The 18947-nt window shown below is 63.9% G+C and carries 18 protein-coding genes; 5 read left to right on the top strand and 13 right to left on the bottom strand.

Features of this window, described 5'->3' with window-relative positions; all coding sequences use genetic code 11:
- Positions 1 to 32: 32 nt before the first annotated feature.
- The gene (locus HY836_RS14470) at positions 33 to 1664 is read left to right on the top strand and encodes a PAS domain-containing hybrid sensor histidine kinase/response regulator (protein WP_290677148.1); all 1632 of its coding nucleotides are present in this window, start codon (positions 33 to 35) and stop codon (positions 1662 to 1664) included.
- Between the two features lie 24 nt (positions 1665 to 1688).
- Here the strand turns inward: HY836_RS14470 and HY836_RS14465 are convergent, their stop codons facing one another.
- The 3 genes from HY836_RS14465 to HY836_RS14455 are packed head-to-tail and all read right to left on the bottom strand — an operon-like array spanning position 1689 to position 3929.
- Entirely contained in the window at positions 1689 to 2171 is a 483-nt protein-coding gene (locus HY836_RS14465) for a flavin reductase family protein (protein WP_290677145.1), read from the bottom strand.
- A 53-nt stretch (positions 2172 to 2224) separates the two neighbouring features.
- The gene (locus HY836_RS14460) at positions 2225 to 2989 is read right to left on the bottom strand and encodes a trans-aconitate 2-methyltransferase (protein ID WP_290677141.1); all 765 of its coding nucleotides are present in this window, start codon (positions 2987 to 2989) and stop codon (positions 2225 to 2227) included.
- A 40-nt stretch (positions 2990 to 3029) separates the two neighbouring features.
- The gene (locus HY836_RS14455; RefSeq protein WP_290677138.1) at positions 3030 to 3929 is read right to left on the bottom strand and encodes a ParB/RepB/Spo0J family partition protein; all 900 of its coding nucleotides are present in this window, start codon (positions 3927 to 3929) and stop codon (positions 3030 to 3032) included.
- A gap of 79 nt (positions 3930 to 4008) precedes the next feature.
- On the opposite strand from HY836_RS14455, the gene HY836_RS14450 reads away from it, so the two are divergent.
- Positions 4009 to 5223, top strand: a complete 1215-nt coding sequence (locus tag HY836_RS14450) for a nucleotide disphospho-sugar-binding domain-containing protein (RefSeq protein WP_290677135.1) — start codon at positions 4009 to 4011, stop codon at positions 5221 to 5223.
- Between the two features lie 4 nt (positions 5224 to 5227).
- Here HY836_RS14450 and HY836_RS14445 read toward each other — a convergent pair whose 3' ends face one another.
- Positions 5228 to 6385: a PEP-CTERM sorting domain-containing protein gene (locus tag HY836_RS14445; protein WP_290677132.1), complete on the bottom strand. Its 1158-nt coding sequence runs from the start codon at positions 6383 to 6385 to the stop codon at positions 5228 to 5230.
- A gap of 153 nt (positions 6386 to 6538) precedes the next feature.
- On the opposite strand from HY836_RS14445, the gene HY836_RS14440 reads away from it, so the two are divergent.
- Complete coding sequence (locus HY836_RS14440; protein WP_290677129.1) at positions 6539 to 8203, top strand: ATP-binding protein; 1665 nt, start codon at positions 6539 to 6541, stop codon at positions 8201 to 8203.
- A gap of 17 nt (positions 8204 to 8220) precedes the next feature.
- Here the strand turns inward: HY836_RS14440 and HY836_RS14435 are convergent, their stop codons facing one another.
- From HY836_RS14435 to mnmG, 5 genes are all read right to left on the bottom strand, one after another.
- Positions 8221 to 8727, bottom strand: coding sequence for a hypothetical protein (locus HY836_RS14435; RefSeq protein WP_290677098.1), 507 nt, complete (start codon positions 8725 to 8727; stop codon positions 8221 to 8223).
- Between the two features lie 205 nt (positions 8728 to 8932).
- On the bottom strand, positions 8933 to 9706 hold the full coding sequence (locus HY836_RS14430; protein WP_290677095.1) for a ParA family protein: 774 nt from the start codon (positions 9704 to 9706) through the stop codon (positions 8933 to 8935).
- A gap of 120 nt (positions 9707 to 9826) precedes the next feature.
- The gene (locus HY836_RS14425) at positions 9827 to 10882 is read right to left on the bottom strand and encodes a hypothetical protein (RefSeq protein ID WP_290677092.1); all 1056 of its coding nucleotides are present in this window, start codon (positions 10880 to 10882) and stop codon (positions 9827 to 9829) included.
- Positions 10883 to 11524: 642 nt separating this feature from the next.
- Positions 11525 to 12334 (bottom strand): 16S rRNA (guanine(527)-N(7))-methyltransferase RsmG, encoded by an 810-nt coding sequence (gene rsmG / locus HY836_RS14420; RefSeq protein WP_290677089.1) that lies wholly within the window; start codon positions 12332 to 12334, stop codon positions 11525 to 11527.
- Positions 12335 to 12466: 132 nt separating this feature from the next.
- The gene (gene mnmG, locus HY836_RS14415; protein ID WP_290677087.1) at positions 12467 to 14545 is read right to left on the bottom strand and encodes a tRNA uridine-5-carboxymethylaminomethyl(34) synthesis enzyme MnmG; all 2079 of its coding nucleotides are present in this window, start codon (positions 14543 to 14545) and stop codon (positions 12467 to 12469) included.
- A gap of 441 nt (positions 14546 to 14986) precedes the next feature.
- On the opposite strand from mnmG, the gene HY836_RS14410 reads away from it, so the two are divergent.
- A complete protein-coding gene (locus HY836_RS14410; protein ID WP_290677085.1) occupies positions 14987 to 15238 on the top strand; it encodes a YkgJ family cysteine cluster protein in 252 nt (83 codons plus the stop codon).
- Here HY836_RS14410 and HY836_RS14405 read toward each other — a convergent pair.
- Together HY836_RS14405 and HY836_RS14400 are read right to left on the bottom strand one after the other, a co-directional pair.
- On the bottom strand, positions 15210 to 16241 hold the full coding sequence (locus HY836_RS14405; protein ID WP_290677083.1) for a sterol desaturase family protein: 1032 nt from the start codon (positions 16239 to 16241) through the stop codon (positions 15210 to 15212). The two genes, HY836_RS14410 and HY836_RS14405, sit on opposite strands and share 29 nt — an antisense overlap.
- 147 nt (positions 16242 to 16388) lie before the next feature.
- Positions 16389 to 16817, bottom strand: coding sequence for a YchJ family metal-binding protein (locus HY836_RS14400; RefSeq protein WP_290677080.1), 429 nt, complete (start codon positions 16815 to 16817; stop codon positions 16389 to 16391).
- 24 nt (positions 16818 to 16841) lie between these two features.
- On the opposite strand from HY836_RS14400, the gene HY836_RS14395 reads away from it, so the two are divergent.
- On the top strand, positions 16842 to 17657 hold the full coding sequence (locus HY836_RS14395; protein ID WP_290677077.1) for an SDR family oxidoreductase: 816 nt from the start codon (positions 16842 to 16844) through the stop codon (positions 17655 to 17657).
- A gap of 25 nt (positions 17658 to 17682) precedes the next feature.
- Here HY836_RS14395 and HY836_RS14390 read toward each other — a convergent pair whose 3' ends face one another.
- Positions 17683 to 18645, bottom strand: a complete 963-nt coding sequence (locus HY836_RS14390; RefSeq protein ID WP_290677074.1) for a hypothetical protein — start codon at positions 18643 to 18645, stop codon at positions 17683 to 17685.
- A 118-nt stretch (positions 18646 to 18763) separates the two neighbouring features.
- Positions 18764 to 18947 (bottom strand): hypothetical protein (locus HY836_RS14385; protein ID WP_290677071.1); only part of this gene is annotated, 184 nt, incomplete at its 5' end.

The raw sequence follows: 18947 nt of genomic DNA, 5'->3' as shown, positions 1-18947 counted from the left end.
AACCCAGGTGGTGTCCGATATCCGCTGTTGCCATGTCCAGCCTCGCCCCCGGTTCCCGCCCCACTTCGCCACGTGATCACACCGCCTCATCTCACTCTGGCGCAAGCCCGGAGATACCTTCCGGGGATCAACATTACCGCGCCATCTTCGAGGCCGCCGGGGTCGGCATCGCCCGCTTGACGCTGGACGGCCGCTTCGTCGAAGTCAACCAGCGCTTTGCCGACATCACCGGGCGCGAGCGGGACAACCTGATCGGGCTGCACTTCCTGGACATTTCGCACCCCGATGAGGCCCCCGCCAACCTGGCCACGACCGAAGCCTTGCTCAACGGTCAGCAAGATCGCCTGACCCGTGAAAAGCGCTACGTGCGACCTGATGGCGAAGTCGTGCACGTCATGCTCAGTGTGGTGCTGCTCAAGGACGAACAGGGGCGGCCGGTACAGATGGTCTCGGTGGTCGAAGACATCAGCGAACGCCTGCGCATGCAGGAAGCGCTGGGTGCAGCCCGCACCGCCGAGCGCGCCAGCAAGGCCAAGACCGAGTTCCTCTCGCGCATGAGCCACGAGCTGCGCACCCCGCTCAATGCCATGCTGGGTTTTGCACAGCTGCTGCGCGTGGACCCGCGCAATCCGATCAACGAGGCCCAGCGCCAGAAGGTGGAACACATCGAGAAGGCAGGCGCGCATCTGCTGGCCATGATGACCGACGTGCTCGACCTGTCGCGCATCGAAGCGGGCAGCCTGCCCATGTCCATCGAGACCTTGTCCGTCAGCAGCGTGCTGGAGGAGGCACTGGCGCTGATCAGCAACCAGGCTCGCGACGCGGGCTTGACGCTGAATCACAACTCGCCGGATATCGGCGTGTTCGTCAAGGCCGATCGGGTGCGCCTGCGCCAGGTGCTGGTCAACCTGCTGTCCAACGCGATCAAGTACAACCGTGCGGGCGGCCAGGCCCTGATCGAAGCCATGGCCCTGCAGGGCCGCGTGCTCATCACGGTCAGCGACACCGGCCATGGCATGACGCCGGAGCAGGTCTCGCACCTGTTCGAACCCTTCAATCGGCTGGGCGCCGAGCGCACTGGAATCGAAGGTACCGGCATCGGACTGGTGATCGTCAAGCGCCTGCTGGACCTGATGGATGGGCACATCGAGGTGAGCAGCACGCCGGGTACCGGCACCAGCTTTCGGGTCTGGCTGCCACTGGCTCGGCCTCCGGCGCTGGATGCCCGCTGCGCGGAAGCAGCGCCCCGAAGCGGTTTTGGCGGTCTCGATGAACTGGGGCTGCGCAACCGCACGGTGCTCTATGCCGAGGACAACGTGATCAACGTGGAGCTGCTGCGCCAGGTCATGCGGATGCGCCCCCACTGGCACCTGGACGTGGCCTACAGCGGCCAACAGGCCATCACCATGGCACAAGCCTGCCCACCTGATCTGTTGCTGCTGGACATGCACCTGGGCGACATGAGCGGCCTGGATGTGTCCGATGCGCTGGCCACGCAGCCCGCCACGGCCAGCATCCCACGCGTGGCCCTGTCCGCCGACGCCATGCCCGATCAGATCAGCGAAGCCAAAGAGCGCGGGTTCGTGGCCTACCTGACCAAGCCGCTGGATGTGGCGCGCTTTCTCAAATTGCTGGACCAGTGCGAAGGACCGTCGCTCGATTGAGCCCGGCTTGCGCCAGGCGCACCATCAGATCGGCAGGTCGGTGAAGAAGCGCCCCCCGTGGAACACCAGCGGCCCTGCCCCCACGCGGCGGCGGCAATGCTGGACCTCGCCCACAAAGATGACGTGATCACCTTCGTCGTACTGGCTGCGGTGCGTGCACTCGAAGACGGCCACGGCACCGTCGATCACGGGGGCGCCGGTCAGGCCTGGCCGCCAGGGCGTGCCTTCAAAACGGTCAATGCCTTTCTTGGCAAAACGTTCGGCCAGCAGGCGCTGATCGGCGGCCAGCACGTTGATGGCGTAGTGCCCGGCTGACAGAAAGCCCGGCATGGACGTGGAATGCCGCGACAGGCTCCACAGCACCAAGGGGGGGGACAGCGACACCGAGTTGAAGGAGTTCGCCGTCAGGCCAACCAGGTTGCCCTCGACATCGCGTGCGGTGACGATCGTGACCCCCGTGGCAAATTGCCCCAAGGCGGCGCGGAAATCGTCAGGCGTAAACGTCATTACAGGGGCTTTCACTCAATGGTGGACAGTGTAGACGGGTAAACCCGATCGCGTCAGCCGATGCGATACACCCATATCGGGCGTGAGCCCTGCAAACTCAAGCGCGCATGCGGCTTCCAGGCGATGCCGCGCTCGTCCACGGCCTCGAACTCCAGGCTCACCAACCAGCACCCGGGGCGCATCTCGGCACGGGCCTTGGCCATGGCGCGGGGCATGGTCTCGGGCCGCTGGAACAGGTAAACCAGCTCAAAATCAGCCCAGCTTTGGGCCCACATGTCGCCCTGGCGCACGGTGGCCCAGGGGCAACGCAGCGCGGCCACGATGCGCCACAACCAGCTCCACTCGATGCCTTCGATGCGGGCTTGCGGATAGGCTTTGTGCAGTTCGACCAGGGCATCGCCCATGCCGCAGCCGGCGTCCAGGATCCTGGGCGCGGCGTGGTCAGCCGCAGCGCTGGCAGCCAGGGGCGCATGCGCAGGCAGGTCCTCCAGGGCACCACGCGGCGTAGGGAACACCGGCGCATCACGCCAGGCGTGCACCGGGTAGGCCAGCAGCAGCAAGGCCAGCGGCGCCAGCCAGAGCCAGCCCGGCAAGCCTGCGCCCTGCCCCAGCGCCATCACGCTCATGGGAAAGCCCGCAGCCACGAACACACGCCGCCAGGTGGTGGACGCCACAAAGGGCAACCAGGTGGCACACACACCCAAGGCCGTGGGCAGCATCAACGAGGCCCATAGCGGGGCCTGTGCGGCCCGCAAGGCCAGCGCCAGGGCCCAGGCCAGGGCCCAGGTCAGCAAGGCCGGCAGAGGCCATGTACGCATGCCTGTGGGCGCTCCGTGTGTGCGTTGGGTTGCGAGGGGCTTATTCGGCCGCGCCGCCGCGCAATTTGTCGATCAGGCCATTGAGCTCGTCGAGGCTGCCGAACTGGATGGTGATCTCGCCTTGCTCGCCACGCTTGGTCTTGCGCTTGACGACGATCTCGACCTGCGCGGTCAGGATGTCGGACAGCTCCTCTTCCAGGCGCACCACATCGCGCGACTTCTCGGACTTCACGCGCAGCAGCGGCGTCTGGCGGCCGGCGCCCTGCACCTTGGCCACGAGCTTTTCGGCTTCGCGCACGTTGAGCTTCCTGGCGGCGATCTCGTGGGCCGTGGTGATCTGCACGGCCTTGTCCAGCGGCAGCAACGCACGGGCATGCCCCATGTCGATGTCACCGGCCATCAGCATGCCCTGCACGGGCTCGGCCAGGTTCAGCAGGCGCAGCAGGTTGGAGGCGGCGCTGCGCGAGCGGCCCACGGCCTGGGCTGCCTGTTCGTGCGTGAGGCCGAACTCGCTGGTCAGGCGCTGCAGGCCTTGTGCTTCTTCCAGCGGGTTGAGGTCTTCGCGCTGGATGTTCTCGATCAGGGCCATCGCGGCCGCGGCTTCGTCCGGCACGTCCTTGACCAGCACCGGCACTTCCGTCAGGCCAGCCAGCTTGGCGGCACGCGAGCGGCGTTCACCGGCGATGATTTCGTAGCGGCCACCACCGATGGGGCGCACCAGGATGGGCTGCATGATGCCCTGCGCCTTGATGCTTTCGGCCAGCTCGTAGAGCGAGCCTTCATCCATGCGCGTGCGCGGCTGGTACTTGCCTGCCTGCATCAGATCGAGGCGCAATACGGAGGGCGCGCCATCAGGCGAGGCCTTGGGTTGATCGCTGACTTTGGGGCCGAGCAAGGCCTCCAGGCCCATGCCCAGGCCTTTGGATTTTTTCGTGACCATGGGCGCGATTGTCCGCTGTTTGCGCGTGTTTCTACAATGCAGGCTCACATTGACTGATTCACAAGGGATCGAAGCAGACATGGCCCGCTTTCTGTTGTGCTGGGAATTCGGCGGTGGCCTGGGCCACGCCGGGCGCTTCAAACCCTTGGCGCAGGAATTGATGCGCCGTGGCCATCAGGTCGATCTGATGCTGCGCGACATCGTGCACACACGCGCCTTGTTGGGCGATCTGAATGCGCAAGGTGCCCGCATCCTGCAAGCCCCCATCTGGCTGCATCAAACCGTGGGCGTGCCCAACCCGGTGATCAGCCTGAGCGAAATCGTGATGGCCAACGGCTACCTCAAGGCCAGCTCCCTGACCGGGCTGGTGGAAGGCTGGCGCGGCGTGATGAACATGTGCCAGCCTGATGTGATCGTGGCCGATTACGCCCCCACGGCCACCATCGCAGCACGCACGCTGGGCATCCCCGTGGCCTCGGTGGGCATCGGTTTCTACGTGCCACCTGATGCCAGCCCCCTGCCCCCGTTTCGCACCTGGGAGCCCATCGCCGCGGGCCGCGTCGAACACTACGATCAACAGGTACTGGGCACGGTCAACGAGGTGCTGCACAGCTATCAGGCGCCGGCCTTGAACAAGCTGGCCGACATCTTCCGTGGCAACCGGCCCCTGCTTTGCACCTGGCCCGAGCTGGACCACTATGGCCGTGGCGCCCTGCCCGCAGGCCAACGCTATATGGGGCCCACCTTCCTGCCATCAGGTGGTCTGGCGCCGCAATGGCCTGAGGGTAATGGCCCGGCCGTGTTCGCCTACATCCGCAGCACCCACCCGGATCACCTGGCCTTGCTGCAGGCGCTGGATCAAATGGGCTGCCGCACACTGTGCTATTTGCCGGAAGTGGCAGCCGGCATGCCCGAGCCCTTGCGCTCGCCGCGCATTCGATATGCCAAGGGCCCCGTGCATCTGGGGCAGGCTTTGCCGCAGTCGCAACTGGCCATCTGCCATGCGGGCGAAGCCACGCTGGCGCAGGCCATTTTGGCGGGAGTGCCCGTGCTGATGCTGCCCACGCAGGCCGAGCAGTTCCTGATGGCCGTGCGGGTCGAGCAGGCTGGTGCGGGCATCAATGTGGCCGCACGCCCTCGCCCGACCGACTACCAGGCCTTGCTCAAGCAGATGCTGCAACAGCCTGCTCACCGGCAGGCTGCGCAAGCGCTGGCTCAGCGCTATCAGGGCTTCACGCACGAAGGGCAAACCACCGAACTGGTGGACGCCTTCGAGTCACTGATACCGGCCTGAGTGATCAGGCCTGAGGCTTGCGGCGACGGCGCGCCAGGGCGCCCACCACGGCCAGGCCACCCACTACCATGGCATAGGCCTCAGGCTCGGGCACAGGGGCCATGGTCACCTCAAAAGGACTGGCAGGTGGCTTGGCGAAATTGCCGGTCACGTCATAGACCGATCTCGGCGCGCCGTCCCAATCGACGTCGAAGGGATCGCCGGAGCTCGCGTGCGAGCCGCTGCTCTGGCCATAGCTCGTATAGGCAGGCGTGGTCACCGTATGGGCAGGAATCACCTCCGTGTAGGCCGGGACCGTCACGGTTTCCCAGTGGCCATTGCCGCCGTAGCCGCACTCATAGCCACACTCGCCATAGCCACCGTAGCCGCCATAACCACCATACCCGCCGTAGCCGTCAGACACCCATTGCTCGTACGAGTGCTCGGGATGGAAGATGGTCTGTTCGGGCACGTTCACCGTGTGCTCGGGCACCGTGAAATAACCGGCACCAGGCGCATTGCCGTTGGCATAAGTGCTCAGCGAGTACTGCAGGTTGATGGATTGACCTGCGTTGATCACACCCAGGTCCACCGAATAGGCGCCGCCGGCGATCGTATAGGTGGTGGCATCAGACTGGATCAGGATGTCCGCGCCGCTGTGGCTGTAGGACGTGCCGCTGGCATCGGTACGCAGCGAAGCCTGGCTGTTCCACACGGATGCGCCATTGCGCAGAATGTTGAAATTGATGCCAGCCGCCACGTAGTAGCCGTTGCTGCTGAGATCCGAACGGATGTCGTTTTGCAGCAGACCCGGCGTGATGTAGAAGTTGAAGGTGGCGCGTTGTGCAACGGCCGAGGTGTTGGTGATGGACTGCGTCAGCGTGAACAGGCCGGTCACGTCATACGTGCCAGAACCGGAAGACCGGCTGCCAAAATCACCGCTGGGACTGCCGTAGGTGTGGATACCTGCCGAGTTGCCGTTGTAGTCATAGGGAAAAGTCAGCACGTCCACGGCATTGGTGGACACGCCAGAATCCAGCACCGTCGCGGCCGATCCACCCAGGCTGTAGGACGCCGTGGCGCGCACTTCGGTGGCGGCATGAGCCTGGCCCAGCATGAACAAGCCGATGCCAACGGCAGCCGCCAGGGGGTGAAGAGCGAGCAAGCCAGCGCGGGTCGACATGAGATGGTCCTTCGAAGAAATGTGAGAAATTCACGCTGGCACAAGTTAACAAAGTCCTCTCCGCACGACCACCCCGCAAGCAAGTGGCCCTTCACGTGAATATGGGACAGGAATCGAATCAAGTCACTTCATGGTCATCCGATATCTCCCCCAATGAACGATCCGGCAGACTCTTCAGCTCCCGCCGACACTGTCGCCGACCTGTGCGCAGAGCTGGATCGTGCTCGGGCGGAAATCACCGCCCTCACGCAACGCCAGGCACAGCTGGAAAAGCGCCTGCGTGCTCGGGAAGGCCTGCTCAAGGGCCTGAGCCAGCACATCCCTGGCGTGCTGTTCAAGGTTGTCGTGCCGCCCGGTGGCGAAGCCCAGTTGCACTACATCAGCGAACGCGCTGCCGAGCTGTATGAGCTGGACGCCGACGCCACGGGCATGAACTGGTCGGCGCACTACGAACGCATCCACCCGGATGACCTGCCCCTGGTCATGCAGCTCAGCCGGGAAGTCGCGGATGAAGAAGGCCAGTTGCAGCACTTCGAGTACCGCACCATCCTGCCCAGGAAAGGCTTGCGCTGGATGGCCGGGCAATCGATCGCAGCCCGCGAAGGTCCGGATGGCAGCACGGCATGGTACGGCTATGTGCAGGACGTGACCGAGCAGAAGCTGTACGCTGAAGCCGTGATCACGGCCCAGACGGCCGAGCGCGCCAACCATGCCAAGAGCGAGTTCCTCTCACGCATGAGCCATGAATTGCGCACCCCGCTCAACGCCATCATCGGCTTTGCGCAGTTGCTGCAGATGGACCGCAGCAGCGTGTTCGGCGACGAGCACCGCCGCCGTGTCAACCTCATCGAAAAAGCCGGGCAGCACCTGCTGTCCATGCTGGGCGATGTGCTGGACTTGTCTCGCATCGAAGCGGGCGACCTGCCCTTGACCATTGCCGCGCAGGACATCGACCTGATCGCCGACGACGCCATCAACATGGTGGCCGCACAAGCCCGCCACAGCCAGATCCGCATCGACACGCAAGGCGTGGGTTGCCACGTTTATGCCATGGCAGACCGGGTGCGCCTGCGCCAGATTCTGGTCAACCTGCTGAGCAACGCCATCAAGTACAACCGCGCCCATGGCCTGGTGCAGGTGCGTACACGCCGCGCTGGCAGCGAGGTGCTGATCGAGGTGCAGGACACCGGCATCGGCATGAACCCCGATCAATGCGCGCAGCTGTTTCAACCTTTCAACCGCCTGGGCGTCGAGCAAAGCGGCATCGAAGGCACCGGCATAGGCCTGGTGATCGTGCACAAGCTGGTGTCGCTGATGGCCGGCCACATCGAGATCCACAGCCGGGAAGGCGAAGGCACCTGCGTGCGCATCCAGTTGCCCGCCGCCGATCACGAACCCGAGCCCACAGACCAGATCCCCTTGTCCGATGGCGACCTGTTCGCCCGCCCTGCCACCATCCTTTATGCCGAAGACAACGAGGTCAACGTGGCGCTGGTGCACCAGGTGATCAAGCTGCGCCCGCACTGGCGGCTGCTGGTGGCCATGAACGGCACCCGTGCACTGGACGTGGCGCGTCGCAGCCACCCTGATCTGATGCTGATCGACATGCACCTGGGAGACATGACCGGGCTGGATCTGGCGCAGGCGCTGGATGCCGACGACCGCACCCGCGACATCCCCCGCGTGGCCTTGTCAGCCGATGCGATGCCCGACCGCATCCATGCGGCACGCGCCCATGGCTTCAAGGCCTATCTGACCAAACCGCTGGACGTGATGGCCCTGCTGCGTTGCCTGGAAGAGCACCTCTCAGGCAGCTGAAGGTGCCGCCCCCGCCCTCATCGACCGCAGCGCTGGTTGTAGGCCGATTCTGAGCGCTGCAAATCGCCCTGTTCCCCAGGGGTCAACTCAGCCAGACGTTTGCGTCTGCCAGCCAGAATGCGCAGCAACTCGGCGCATTGCGCCTGCTCTCGCTCGCTCAATTGCCTTTGCGCCAGGCCCACCTCGCGGGCTTCGCTTTGCGCCTGTCGGTCGGCGGATCGCTGTTCGTACAAGCGCTTGCGGGCCATGGCGTCCTCATCGCTGCATCTATCGCGGTATTCGTTTTGCAGTTGGTACAACAGGTCACCATGCACACCTCGAGCAGGCGCCGTCCGGATGGCATCGTTCAACTCTGCACAGCGCGGGCTGAGATAGGGGAGCAACTCCGAGGCCCGACCATTCGACGAGCGATAACTGCTACCCGAACCGTAATACGAACTACCGCCTTGGTAGTTGCGGCCACGTGTGCCGTCGTCTGCGCCGAGTCGATGCCGGCTGTTGACGCCACACGCGCTGGACTTCACCCCAGTCGATGTATCGTAACGAGAGGGCGTCGAAGGCGTGCAGCCGATCTGAGCCCATGTCACACCAGTGCACACCGCGCCCAGCATCACCAGGCACACTCGTGCATCACACCATCCCCACATTGCTTTCTCCCAACAAATCTCCTGATTGTTCGGAAAGTTTATGGCGCACTTGAGCGAAATATGGCTTGAATAACCGGCGGACTCAGCCCATCTTCCTGACCCGCTTGACCAGCTCTTCGGCAAACGCCACGAAGGCCTGCGCACCCTTGCTGGACGGATCGAACACCACGCCCGGCACACCATAGCTGGGCGCCTCGGCCAGGCGCACATTGCGCGGGATCACGGCATCGAACACCTTGTCGCCGAAGTGCGATTTGAGCTGTTCGCTCACCTGCTGCTGCAGCGTGATGCGCGGGTCGAACATGACGCGCAACAGGCCGATCAACTGCAGCTCCGGGTTCAGATTGGCGTGCACCTGCTTGACGGTGTTGACCAGATCGGTGAGGCCTTCCAGCGCGAAGTACTCGCACTGCATCGGCACGATCACGCCGTGGGCGCAGGTCAGGCCGTTGAGCGTGAGCAGGCTCAGCGATGGCGGGCAGTCGATGAGCACGAAGTCGTAATCCGCGGCAGCGGTTTCGATCGCGGTTTTCAGGCGGCGATCACGGCGCTCCAGCGTCACCAGTTCGATTTCGGCGCCGGCCAGTTCGCGGTTGGCGCCCAGCACGTCGTAGCCGCCCTTGGGGCTGCGCGCACGGGCTTCGGCGATGGTGGCATCTTCCAGCAGCACGTCATACACAGTTTGCGTCAGGGTGCGCTTGTCCACACCCGAACCCATGGTGGCGTTGCCTTGTGGGTCCAGATCGACGATCAGCACGCGCTGGCCGATCAGGGCCAGGCCCGCTGCCAGGTTGACTGTGGTGGTGGTCTTGCCCACCCCGCCCTTTTGGTTCGCGATACAGAAGATGTGCGGCATGCCTTGATTATCTCTGTAGTCGGTGTTGCTGCCGAGGCCTGGCGAGCGATGCGCGTGGATTCATGTCGCGCGCAGGCTGCTGTTCTAGGCGATTCACGTGAAACAGCGGCCCCGCCTGGGTCACGCTGCAGCCTTGTGGGTGCGGGCGTGCTTGGCGGCCTTTTTGGCGGAGGGCGCAGAAGCTTTGGTTGCGGCCGATTTGGCCACCACAGCCTGCTGAGCGTGCGAGGTTTTGTGGCGGGCAGCGTGCGCTGCCTTGGCGTGGTGAGCCTTCTGATCGGCTTTGGGCTTGGCCTTTTGAGCGCCCATTTGAGTGCCCTTTTGATTACCCATTTGGTCGGTCCTGGCGGCCGTCTTTTTGGTGGCCTTGCTGCCTGCCTTGCCTGCCGCGGCACTGGAAGCCAGCTTGGGCGCCGCCTGATATCCGGCCTTGCCGGATGCCCGCTTGCCGGCGGTGGCGGCATGAGCGACAGCAGCCTTGTCACCAGTCTTGTCATGGGCCTTGGCTGACTTCTTCTGCTGGCTGGCTTGATGGCCCGACGACTTCACCGCCTTCCTGCCAGCGTCAGCTTTGGCCGCATGGGCAGCCTTCGCCGTTGAGGAAGCGGCAGGCTGTTTGTTTGACGTCTTCTTGCCCTGGTGGGCGTTTTTGCTGCCTTTAGTGCCTTTACTGCCTTTACTGCCTTTGGCACCCTCGTCCTTGGCCGCGTCTTTACCTGGGCCCTTGGCGGTCTGACGTGGCTTGCCACTCACCTTCTTGTCGTGCGGCTGAGGTGTGGTCTTGCTGCGCTTCTTCACCCCTTCCGTGCGGTCCTTATGGGGCTGGCGTTGTGTGGCCGACTCTGCTGGTTTGGGCGCAGCAGTTGGTGTTGCCGCAGTGGCATGACCAGGTATTTCGGCAGCGGCAGAGAACAAGGGCTCATTGGGGTTGGCTGGTGGCGCAACCTGGGTGGCCTTGGAGGTGACCGGCGCCGGAGCCTGAGCGGCCGGCCGCAAGGCGACGGCAGCGGGATCATTGCTCACCTTGCCGGAGACGGGTGCGGGTCGGGTGTGTTGCCCGACGGCCCCCTGCCCTGCGGTGCCCACACCACCGCTCGACGTCTGGGCCTGTGCGCTCATGCCCACTACCAACAGGGCCGAGGCCAGTGCCATCTTTGTCCAAACGTGAGCATGCATGTGGGGGTCTCCTGTCGTGCCCGATGTCGAATCCATGTACAACAACTGAGCATCTCATGTGGTTGACGGGGGATCCCCCACATGGCGGAAAAGATTGACGCGCCGCAGCATGAATGTGGTTTTGAGGCCTTGCTCGGGGTTGCTGCTTCGGACATTTGTCTGATCGGTCGTGTCCGGCCGAAGCGCATGCGGAGCCCGAGCAAGACCTGGTGAACCGGGTGGGCGGATTCCGCTCCTGACGCGGGGCACCACCGCGCAACGCACAGGTCACCCCTTCAACACCGACCAGGCTGGCCACGCACAGGACACCGCGAATGGTCGCTTCATCCGCCCACCCAATTCACCAGGTCCCGGACACATGGGGCGCGCCACGAATAACAGCCATGGGCTCGGTATGTGTAGGTCTGCGCGAGCCTCGCTGTGTCGCAGGGTGGCGGCGGTGAGCGACTGAGAAGCGACCATTCGCGGCGTCCTGGCTCGCTGCATGGTCAGGCTCGTGTTCAGGCGGAAATGGTGAGCACGCTCGGTATCGCCCCGCGTCAGGAGCGGAGCAGGCGCTCACCGACGTCGCCCTGTTGCGCCGCCCTCGGCATGCATGGTCACCTCACCATGGCGCACGCGTCCAAAGGAGACGCGAAGACCTCAGCCCTTGGTCCGCATCCAGACCAGGCAGCGTTCCGCATCCAGCCCAGGCACCTGCAGTTGTTCCACGTGAAACACGTCCACATCTGCAGGCAACTGCGCCAGTTCATCCTCAGGGTGTTTGCCCTTCATGGCCATCCACACCGCCCCATCAGCCAGGATGGCGCGGGTCAGCGAGACGAAGTCCAACAAGGACGCAAAGGCGCGGGAGGTGATCAGGTCGAACGAGCCCTTGAGTTGCTCCACGCGCGCATGCTCACCACGCAGATTGGGCAAGCGTAACTCGGCCGCCACCTGCTTGATGAAGGCAGCCTTTTTGCCAACCGTATCGACACAAGTGACCTGCACATCCGGGCAACAGATGGCCAGCACCACACCTGGCAAGCCGCCACCACTGCCCACATCCAGCAGGCGAATGGCCCCCGCTTCGGCCGCCCTGCCCGCACACACCTGATCCAGATGGCGGCCCAGCGGTGCCAGCACCGTCAGGCAATCCGTGAGGTGATGGGTCAGCATGTCCTGCGGATCGCGCAGTGCGGTGAGGTTGAAGGTGCTGTTCCAGTGCGCCAGCAAGACCATATAGGCCGCCAGCTTTTGCTGCTGCTCGGAACTCAGGACCAGGTTCAAGCTGCTCAGCACCGGCGGCAAAGCCGACGCCCACTGCTCGGTAGACCAGGCTTCCACGCGCCTGGCTGGCGCCGGCTTGGGCCTGGGCGCAGCCGTTTGAGCGTCGCCAAAACCGGCCTTCGCGCCCATGGTGCCTGAAGAGACACCGCCACGCTGAGAACCCCGTTTGTGTTGAGAAGACATCCCCACTCCAGAAAAGCTGTCTGCACTGCGCACCGGATATCAGGCGTCAGCACCTTGAATTCATCTTGTTTATTGCCCAGCCAAACCGCGCAGGCCCGCTGCCGCTCAGGGGTGGCGCCCCGGACTCACCGCTCAAGCAGCCGCATCAGAGCCGGCATTGTCGTTGGCCGCGAAGCCCTTGAAGCGCCCTTTTTTCAGGTGGATCAGCAGCAGCGAAATGGCCGCTGGCGTGATGCCGGAAATACGGGATGCCTGCCCCAAGGTCTCTGGCCTGTGCTTGCTCAGCTTCTGACGCACCTCGATACTCAAGGCCGACACCTGCATGTAATCCAGCTCGGCCGGCAGCTTGAGGTTCTCGAAGTGCGCCGCGCGCTCGACCTCGTCATTCTGCTTGTCGATGTAGCCGGCGTACTTGATGCTGATCTCGACCTGCTCGATCACGGCCTCGGCCAAGGCCACACCGAACTCGGCTCGCATCCCTGCCCTGTCGACAATGGCGCTTGTTTCACGTGAAACACCACCCTCGGTTGACGCCGTCTTGCCTGCTTCGGCACGGAGGCAGGCCTGACGTTTAGCCGCGATCATGCCCACCTCACACACCTTGTCGTAGTCCACACCGGGGCGACGCAAGAGATCGGCCAGGTTGTACTCACGCTCCAGGGTCTTGCCCAACAGGCGTTCTGCATCCGCAACAGGCAAGGTCGCCGGGCGAACCCAGGTCGAGCGCAGCCGCTCTGTTTCACGTGAAACAGCATCGCGCTTGCGGTTGAAGGCAGCCCAACGCACCTCGTCCACCAGGCCCAGTTCACGGCCGATTTCGGTCAGGCGCATGTCGGCATTGTCTTCACGCAACTGCAAGCGGAACTCGGCCCGGCTGGTGAACATGCGGTAAGGCTCGGTCACGCCCTTGGTGATCAGGTCGTCCACCAGCACACCCAGGTAAGCCTGATCGCGGCGCGGCATCCAGGCATCTCGGCCCTGAGCCTGCAAGGCCGCATTCAAGCCAGCAAACAAACCTTGTGCCGCTGCCTCTTCATAGCCGGTGGTGCCATTGATCTGCCCGGCAAAGAACAAGCCCTGGATCGCCTTGGTCTCGAAGGTGGACTTCAACTCACGCGGATCGAAGTAGTCGTACTCGATGGCATAGCCCGGCCGCAGGATGTAGGCGTTCTCCAGACCAGGCATGGTGCGCAGCGCATTGAGCTGGATATCGAACGGCAGCGAGGTGCTGATGCCGTTGGGGTAGAACTCGTTGGTCGTCAGGCCTTCGGGTTCCAGGAAGATCTGGTGCGAGTCCTTGTCAGCGAAGCGGTTGATCTTGTCTTCGATGGACGGGCAATAGCGTGGCCCCACCCCTTCGATCACGCCGGTGAACATCGGGCTGCGGTCAAAGCCGGACCGGATGATGTCGTGCGTCTGCTGGTTGGTGTGCGTGATCCAGCAAGGCAGCTGGCGCGGGTGCTGATCGGGCGTACCCAGGAAGCTGAACACCGGCACCTCGGGGCCCGTCGGGGCGGATTCGCCCCAGCTGCCGACCAGCCCGACACCGTCACCGGGTTGCTCGCTCAGCTTGCTGAAATCAATGCTACGGCCATCGATGCGGGGAGGTGTGCCGGTCTTGAGGCGACCTTGCGGCAGCTTCAACTCCTTCAGGCGCGCCGACAGCGACACGGCTGGCGGATCCCCTGCCCGCCCTGCGCTGTAATTGTTCAGGCCCACGTGGATCTTGCCGTCCAGGAAGGTGCCGGCGGTCAACACCACGGTGCGGGCGCGAAAGCGGATGCCCACCTGGGTCACCGCACCCACCACGCGATCACCCTCGACCATCAGGTCGTCCACGGCCTGCTGGAACAGCCACAGATTGGGCTGGTTCTCCAAACGCTGGCGGATGGCGGCCTTGTACAGTATCCGATCAGCCTGCGCACGGGTTGCACGCACAGCCGGGCCCTTGCTCGAATTGAGGATGCGAAACTGGATGCCGCCTTCGTCGGTGGCGGCAGCCATGGCCCCGCCCAGCGCATCCACTTCCTTGACCAGATGGCCCTTGCCAATGCCACCGATGGACGGGTTGCAGCTCATCTGCCCCAGCGTCTCGATGTTGTGGCTCAGCAGCAAGGTGGCGCAGCCCATGCGGGCAGCCGCCAGCGCGGCCTCGGTTCCAGCATGGCCACCACCGACCACGATGACATCAAATTCTTGGGGATAAAGCATGGGCTGGCTGCGTGGGCTGATGTTCGGGAAATTGCCTCATTTTTGGGCAACCTTCCATTGTACTGAAAGCCCCGATCCCTGTGCCGATATGGGCCTGTGCGCCTTGTGAGAAACGCCCGCATGAAGGGGCAAGACACCCTGCACCCGACGCACACCCGCGGAAAACCCGCAGGGCCTGAGCATGCAGACCCCACTTTGGGCGCGAATTGATACCGCCAAACGCCTGGTAACGCCCTTTCTCTTCGATATTAGGGATGGCGTCGGCGCGGTCAGCTTTTTAGACTAAAAAGGTTCGCTGTCGTCACCCAAAAACTAAAACAGGGCTTCTTCTTCCCGGTGCGACAGCATGAGCCGAAGCCCGCGCATCACGCGCGGACATTCCTGGCCACCCCAATGTGAGCCACGTTGCGAGACAATCGAGCACCCTGACTCGAACGCCTCATGAACTGCAGACCCGCTTGCGCTGCCTGCTGCACCGCCCCTTCCATCTCATCACCCATGCCTGGACTGCCTCACGGCAAACCGGCCGGCATGCCCTGCCCGCATCTGGATCAAGCCCTGCGCTGCCGCCTGTTCGGCCAGCCGGAACGCCCCGCCGTATGCGGCTCGCTCCAGCCCAGCCAGGAGATGTGCGGCGACAGCCGCGAGCAGGCGATGCGCTGGATCAGCGAACTGGAACAGGCGACTCGTTGACGGCCGGCTGGTCCTGCGGCGGAACGCCCGCCCAGTTGTCCAGCAATTCCACTGGCGGTGCGCCCGTGGCCGAGCCCGTCAGGCGCTTCATCTGCGCGCGAAGTTGATCCGTGGTCAGCCCCTGGCCATTGGGCGCCCAGCCAGGTGGGCCAAACATATAGCCCAGCGCATGCAGCGGATGGCCGCCCTTCAGTGCACGCCCCACATCCTTGAAGATGTTGCCCCACTCGAACAGACAGGTCTTGAGCGCGCTGTAGGTGGTCATGGTCTTGACCAGGCCGTAGCGGATCGGCACGCCGTCCTTTTCGGGCACATAGGTGCCGAACAGGCGATCGAACAGCAGGATCGTGCCGCCGTAATTGCAATCCAGGTACTCGACGTTGGCGGCGTGGTGCACGCGGTGCGCCGACGGCGTGTTGAAGATGCCTTCGATGAAGGGGATCTTGCCGATCAGGTCGGTGTGGATCCAGAACTGGTAGACCAGGTTCACGCCGTAAGACATCAGCACCGCGTCGGGCGAAAAGCCAAGCAGGCACTGCGGCGCAAAGAACACGAAGCCACCCGAGATCTTGCCCGTGATCGACTGGCGGAAAGCCGCCGCCAGGTTGTACTGGTTGCCGGTGTGGTGAATCGCGTGCGACGCCCAGTACCAGCGGATGCGATGCCCCGCGCGGTGCAGCCAGTAATAGAAGAACTCGGTGCAAAAGAACATGGCCACCCAGCCCCACCAGGTGTCCATGGGCACCGTCCAGAAACGGTGCTCGTACATCCAGGCCCCGAAAGGCAGCGCCGCCCCCATCACCACCCCCATCGGGATGGCCTCCACCAGCACACGCAAAAGGTTGATGCGCACGGTCGTCCAGAACGCCCGCCAGTCATAAGGTTCGCAGTCGGTGCGCTTGCTGATCGCCAGGCCCTCCAGGGCAGTGACCACAACAGCAGAGACACCCATGAGCCCCATCATGATCTGGATGGGATTGAGGTTTTCGAGTCCGGGCAACATGATGTACTTCGTTACATGCATTGACGATGGGGTCAACAATAGGGCTTCACCCGAGTTTTGTCGCCCGGGGAAGCCCTTTCGCCCCACGTTCAACCCCTTGCATGAGGGGGCCCCACGCGCCACTGTGTGCGGCGCGATTGCGTCAGGTCAAGCCTGCGCCCTCAGGTAAAACCAGCGCCCACCCTCGCGCACGAACTCGCTGATCTCGTGCAGGCGGTGGGCCCGCCCGCCCAGCTTGCTGCGCGCCACGAACTCGACGATGCCGCGATCTTCGCCCAGCATCTGCGCTCGCTTCACATCCAGGCCCAACCAGCTCAGACCCGGCTCGGGTGGCTCGATGCTGACGGGCCGCTCGGACGGATGCCAGGTCTCCAGCAAGTAAGCCCTCACATCCTTCACAAAGGCGCTGTATCGGGAGCGCATCAAGGCTTGTGGATCCGGGGCCTGCAAGGCCAAAGGCCCCGCGTGATAGCGGCCACAGCATGCGGCGTAGGTGGCAGGCAGGCCACAGGGACAGGCGTCCACCAGGCCGGCAACAGAAGGAGAAACGGATGACGAGGAGGTGCGCTTCTTCATGAGGGGCACAATCATGACATGAGCATGCGCAGTCACCCTTTCAGACTGGATGGCCGGGTCGCCCTGGTCACCGGCGCCACCCGTGGCCTGGGTTTCGAGATCGCCCAGGCCATGGCACTGGCTGGTGCCCAGGTCTGGCTCAACGGCCGCGACGTAGCTGCTTTGCAAGATGCGGCCGAGCGCATTGGCGCCACGGTCAGCGCGGCCGGCGAACCGGCGGATGTGGCCCGCTCAGCAGCCCATGCCCTCCCCTTTGACGTGACCAACGATCAAGCCCGCGCAGCGGCGCTGGCGCACCTGCAGCAGCAAGCCGGGCAGCTCGACATCCTGGTCAACAACGTCGGGCAACGCGATCGACGGGCACTCGATGACTTCGCGCTTGACGACATCCGCCGCCTGCTGGACATCAACCTGGTGGCCCCGCTGGCGCTGGCACGAGAGGCCGCACAACTGATGCAAACCACGGGCGCCACCGAAGCTGGCCGGGCCCGCATCATCAACATCACCTCGATTGCCGGCCCCATCTCGCGCGCCGGAGACGTGGCCTACACCGTGGCCAAAGGCGGGCTGGACGCCGCGACACGCGCACTGGCGGCCGAACTGGGTCCAGGCGGCATCACGGTCAACGCCGTCGCGCCAGGCTATTTCGCCACCGAAGCCAACGCCGAGATGATCAGCAACCAGGACGTGGCCGACTGGTTGGCCAGGCGCACCTCACTGGGCCGCTGGGGTCGCCCCGAGGAAATCGCCGGAGCCGCTGTTTTCCTGGCCAGCCAGGCCGCCAGCTATATAACTGGCCAGACCCTGGCGGTGGACGGCGGCTACCTGTCGCACTTCTGAGCCAGGGCCCCTGAAGGCGCCGGCCTCACTCGGCCTTGTCCGCTGCCATCAAAGCCAGATAGACCTCGCACACGCCGCGCAGGTAAACCAGGGTCGGCATGACCAGGGCCAGTGCGAACACCACGCCCCCGCCCACTGTGGCCGACGAGATATAGGGATAGGCTTCCTTGGGGATGCCGGCTGCATTGATGCTGTGCAGCCCATAGCCAAACAAACCGGCCATCAGCACCTGCGGATTGACGTCCACGCCCAGCACAAAGATGCAAGCCTCGGCCATGACCCGGCCACCCACCATCACGAACACGCTGCACGCCGCCCCGACCAGGCCGGTGGCCAGGCTCAAACCGCCCATCAACACACCCGCCTGCAGCAGCCGCTCGCGAATCAGATGGAGAAGCAAGCGCACACTTTCAACAGATGAGGCGCCAGACCATACGGTCGGCCCGGTCAGCGGTGCCACGACCACGGCGGCGGCCATCAACACCAAGCCGATCACGAGCACCGTCACCGGCACCACCAGCACAAACAGCCAGGGGCCGATCCTGGGCAAACCGCTCAGCCAGTACAAACCCAGCAGCCCTGCAGCCACAACCGCGCCCAGCAATCCCATCACGATCAACGTCACCAACACACGGTGCCCGATACCCAAGGCATCTTCAATCGCCTGGCCCACGTCCCGGCTGGGACGCCCCAGGGCGCGGTCCATCGACAGCAGCCCGGCCGCGGTCGAACCATAAAAAGCAATGAACAAAGCGGCGGCCCCCTGCCCGATCGCCCACTTCATCTCGCCCCGCCCAAAGGAAGACTGGGCAGACGCCAGCGCCAGGCCCGCGCCCGAAAAAGCGGCCAGCAGGACATACATGGCGCGGCCATCTCGCACCGCCTCGATACTGGAGAGCACCCTCACCAGCGCCTGCCACCAGTCAAAACGAGGCCGAAGCGAGCGCTCGGAAGGCTCGAAAGTGGAAATATCGAAGGGTGCCGTCATGGTGTCGGGGGCTCAAAACGAGATGTCATAAGGCGCGTTATGTCCGGTGATCATAGGGGCTAGCCCCTAGGGAAATTTGAGGAAAGAGTGCAACACCGCATGCGGATGGTTGACAGGGTTAGATAAATAAGGGTTGAAATAGCTGGATGAATGTGGCTGCATCACCCATAATGTTCTGGTCTGTGTCTGGAAGCGGCACCGTCGTTGGAATGGGTCCTGATGGGTTGAAGCTCCACATGGTTACTTTGAAAGGGGCTCTCTCGTGGGCAACAAACTTTACGTGGGCAATCTCGCCTACAGCG

Origin of the sequence: Aquabacterium sp. (assembly GCF_016234775.1) — a bacterium.
Lineage (GTDB): Bacteria > Pseudomonadota > Gammaproteobacteria > Burkholderiales > Burkholderiaceae_C > Aquabacterium.
This window is presented reverse-complemented; position numbering and strand designations above follow the sequence as displayed.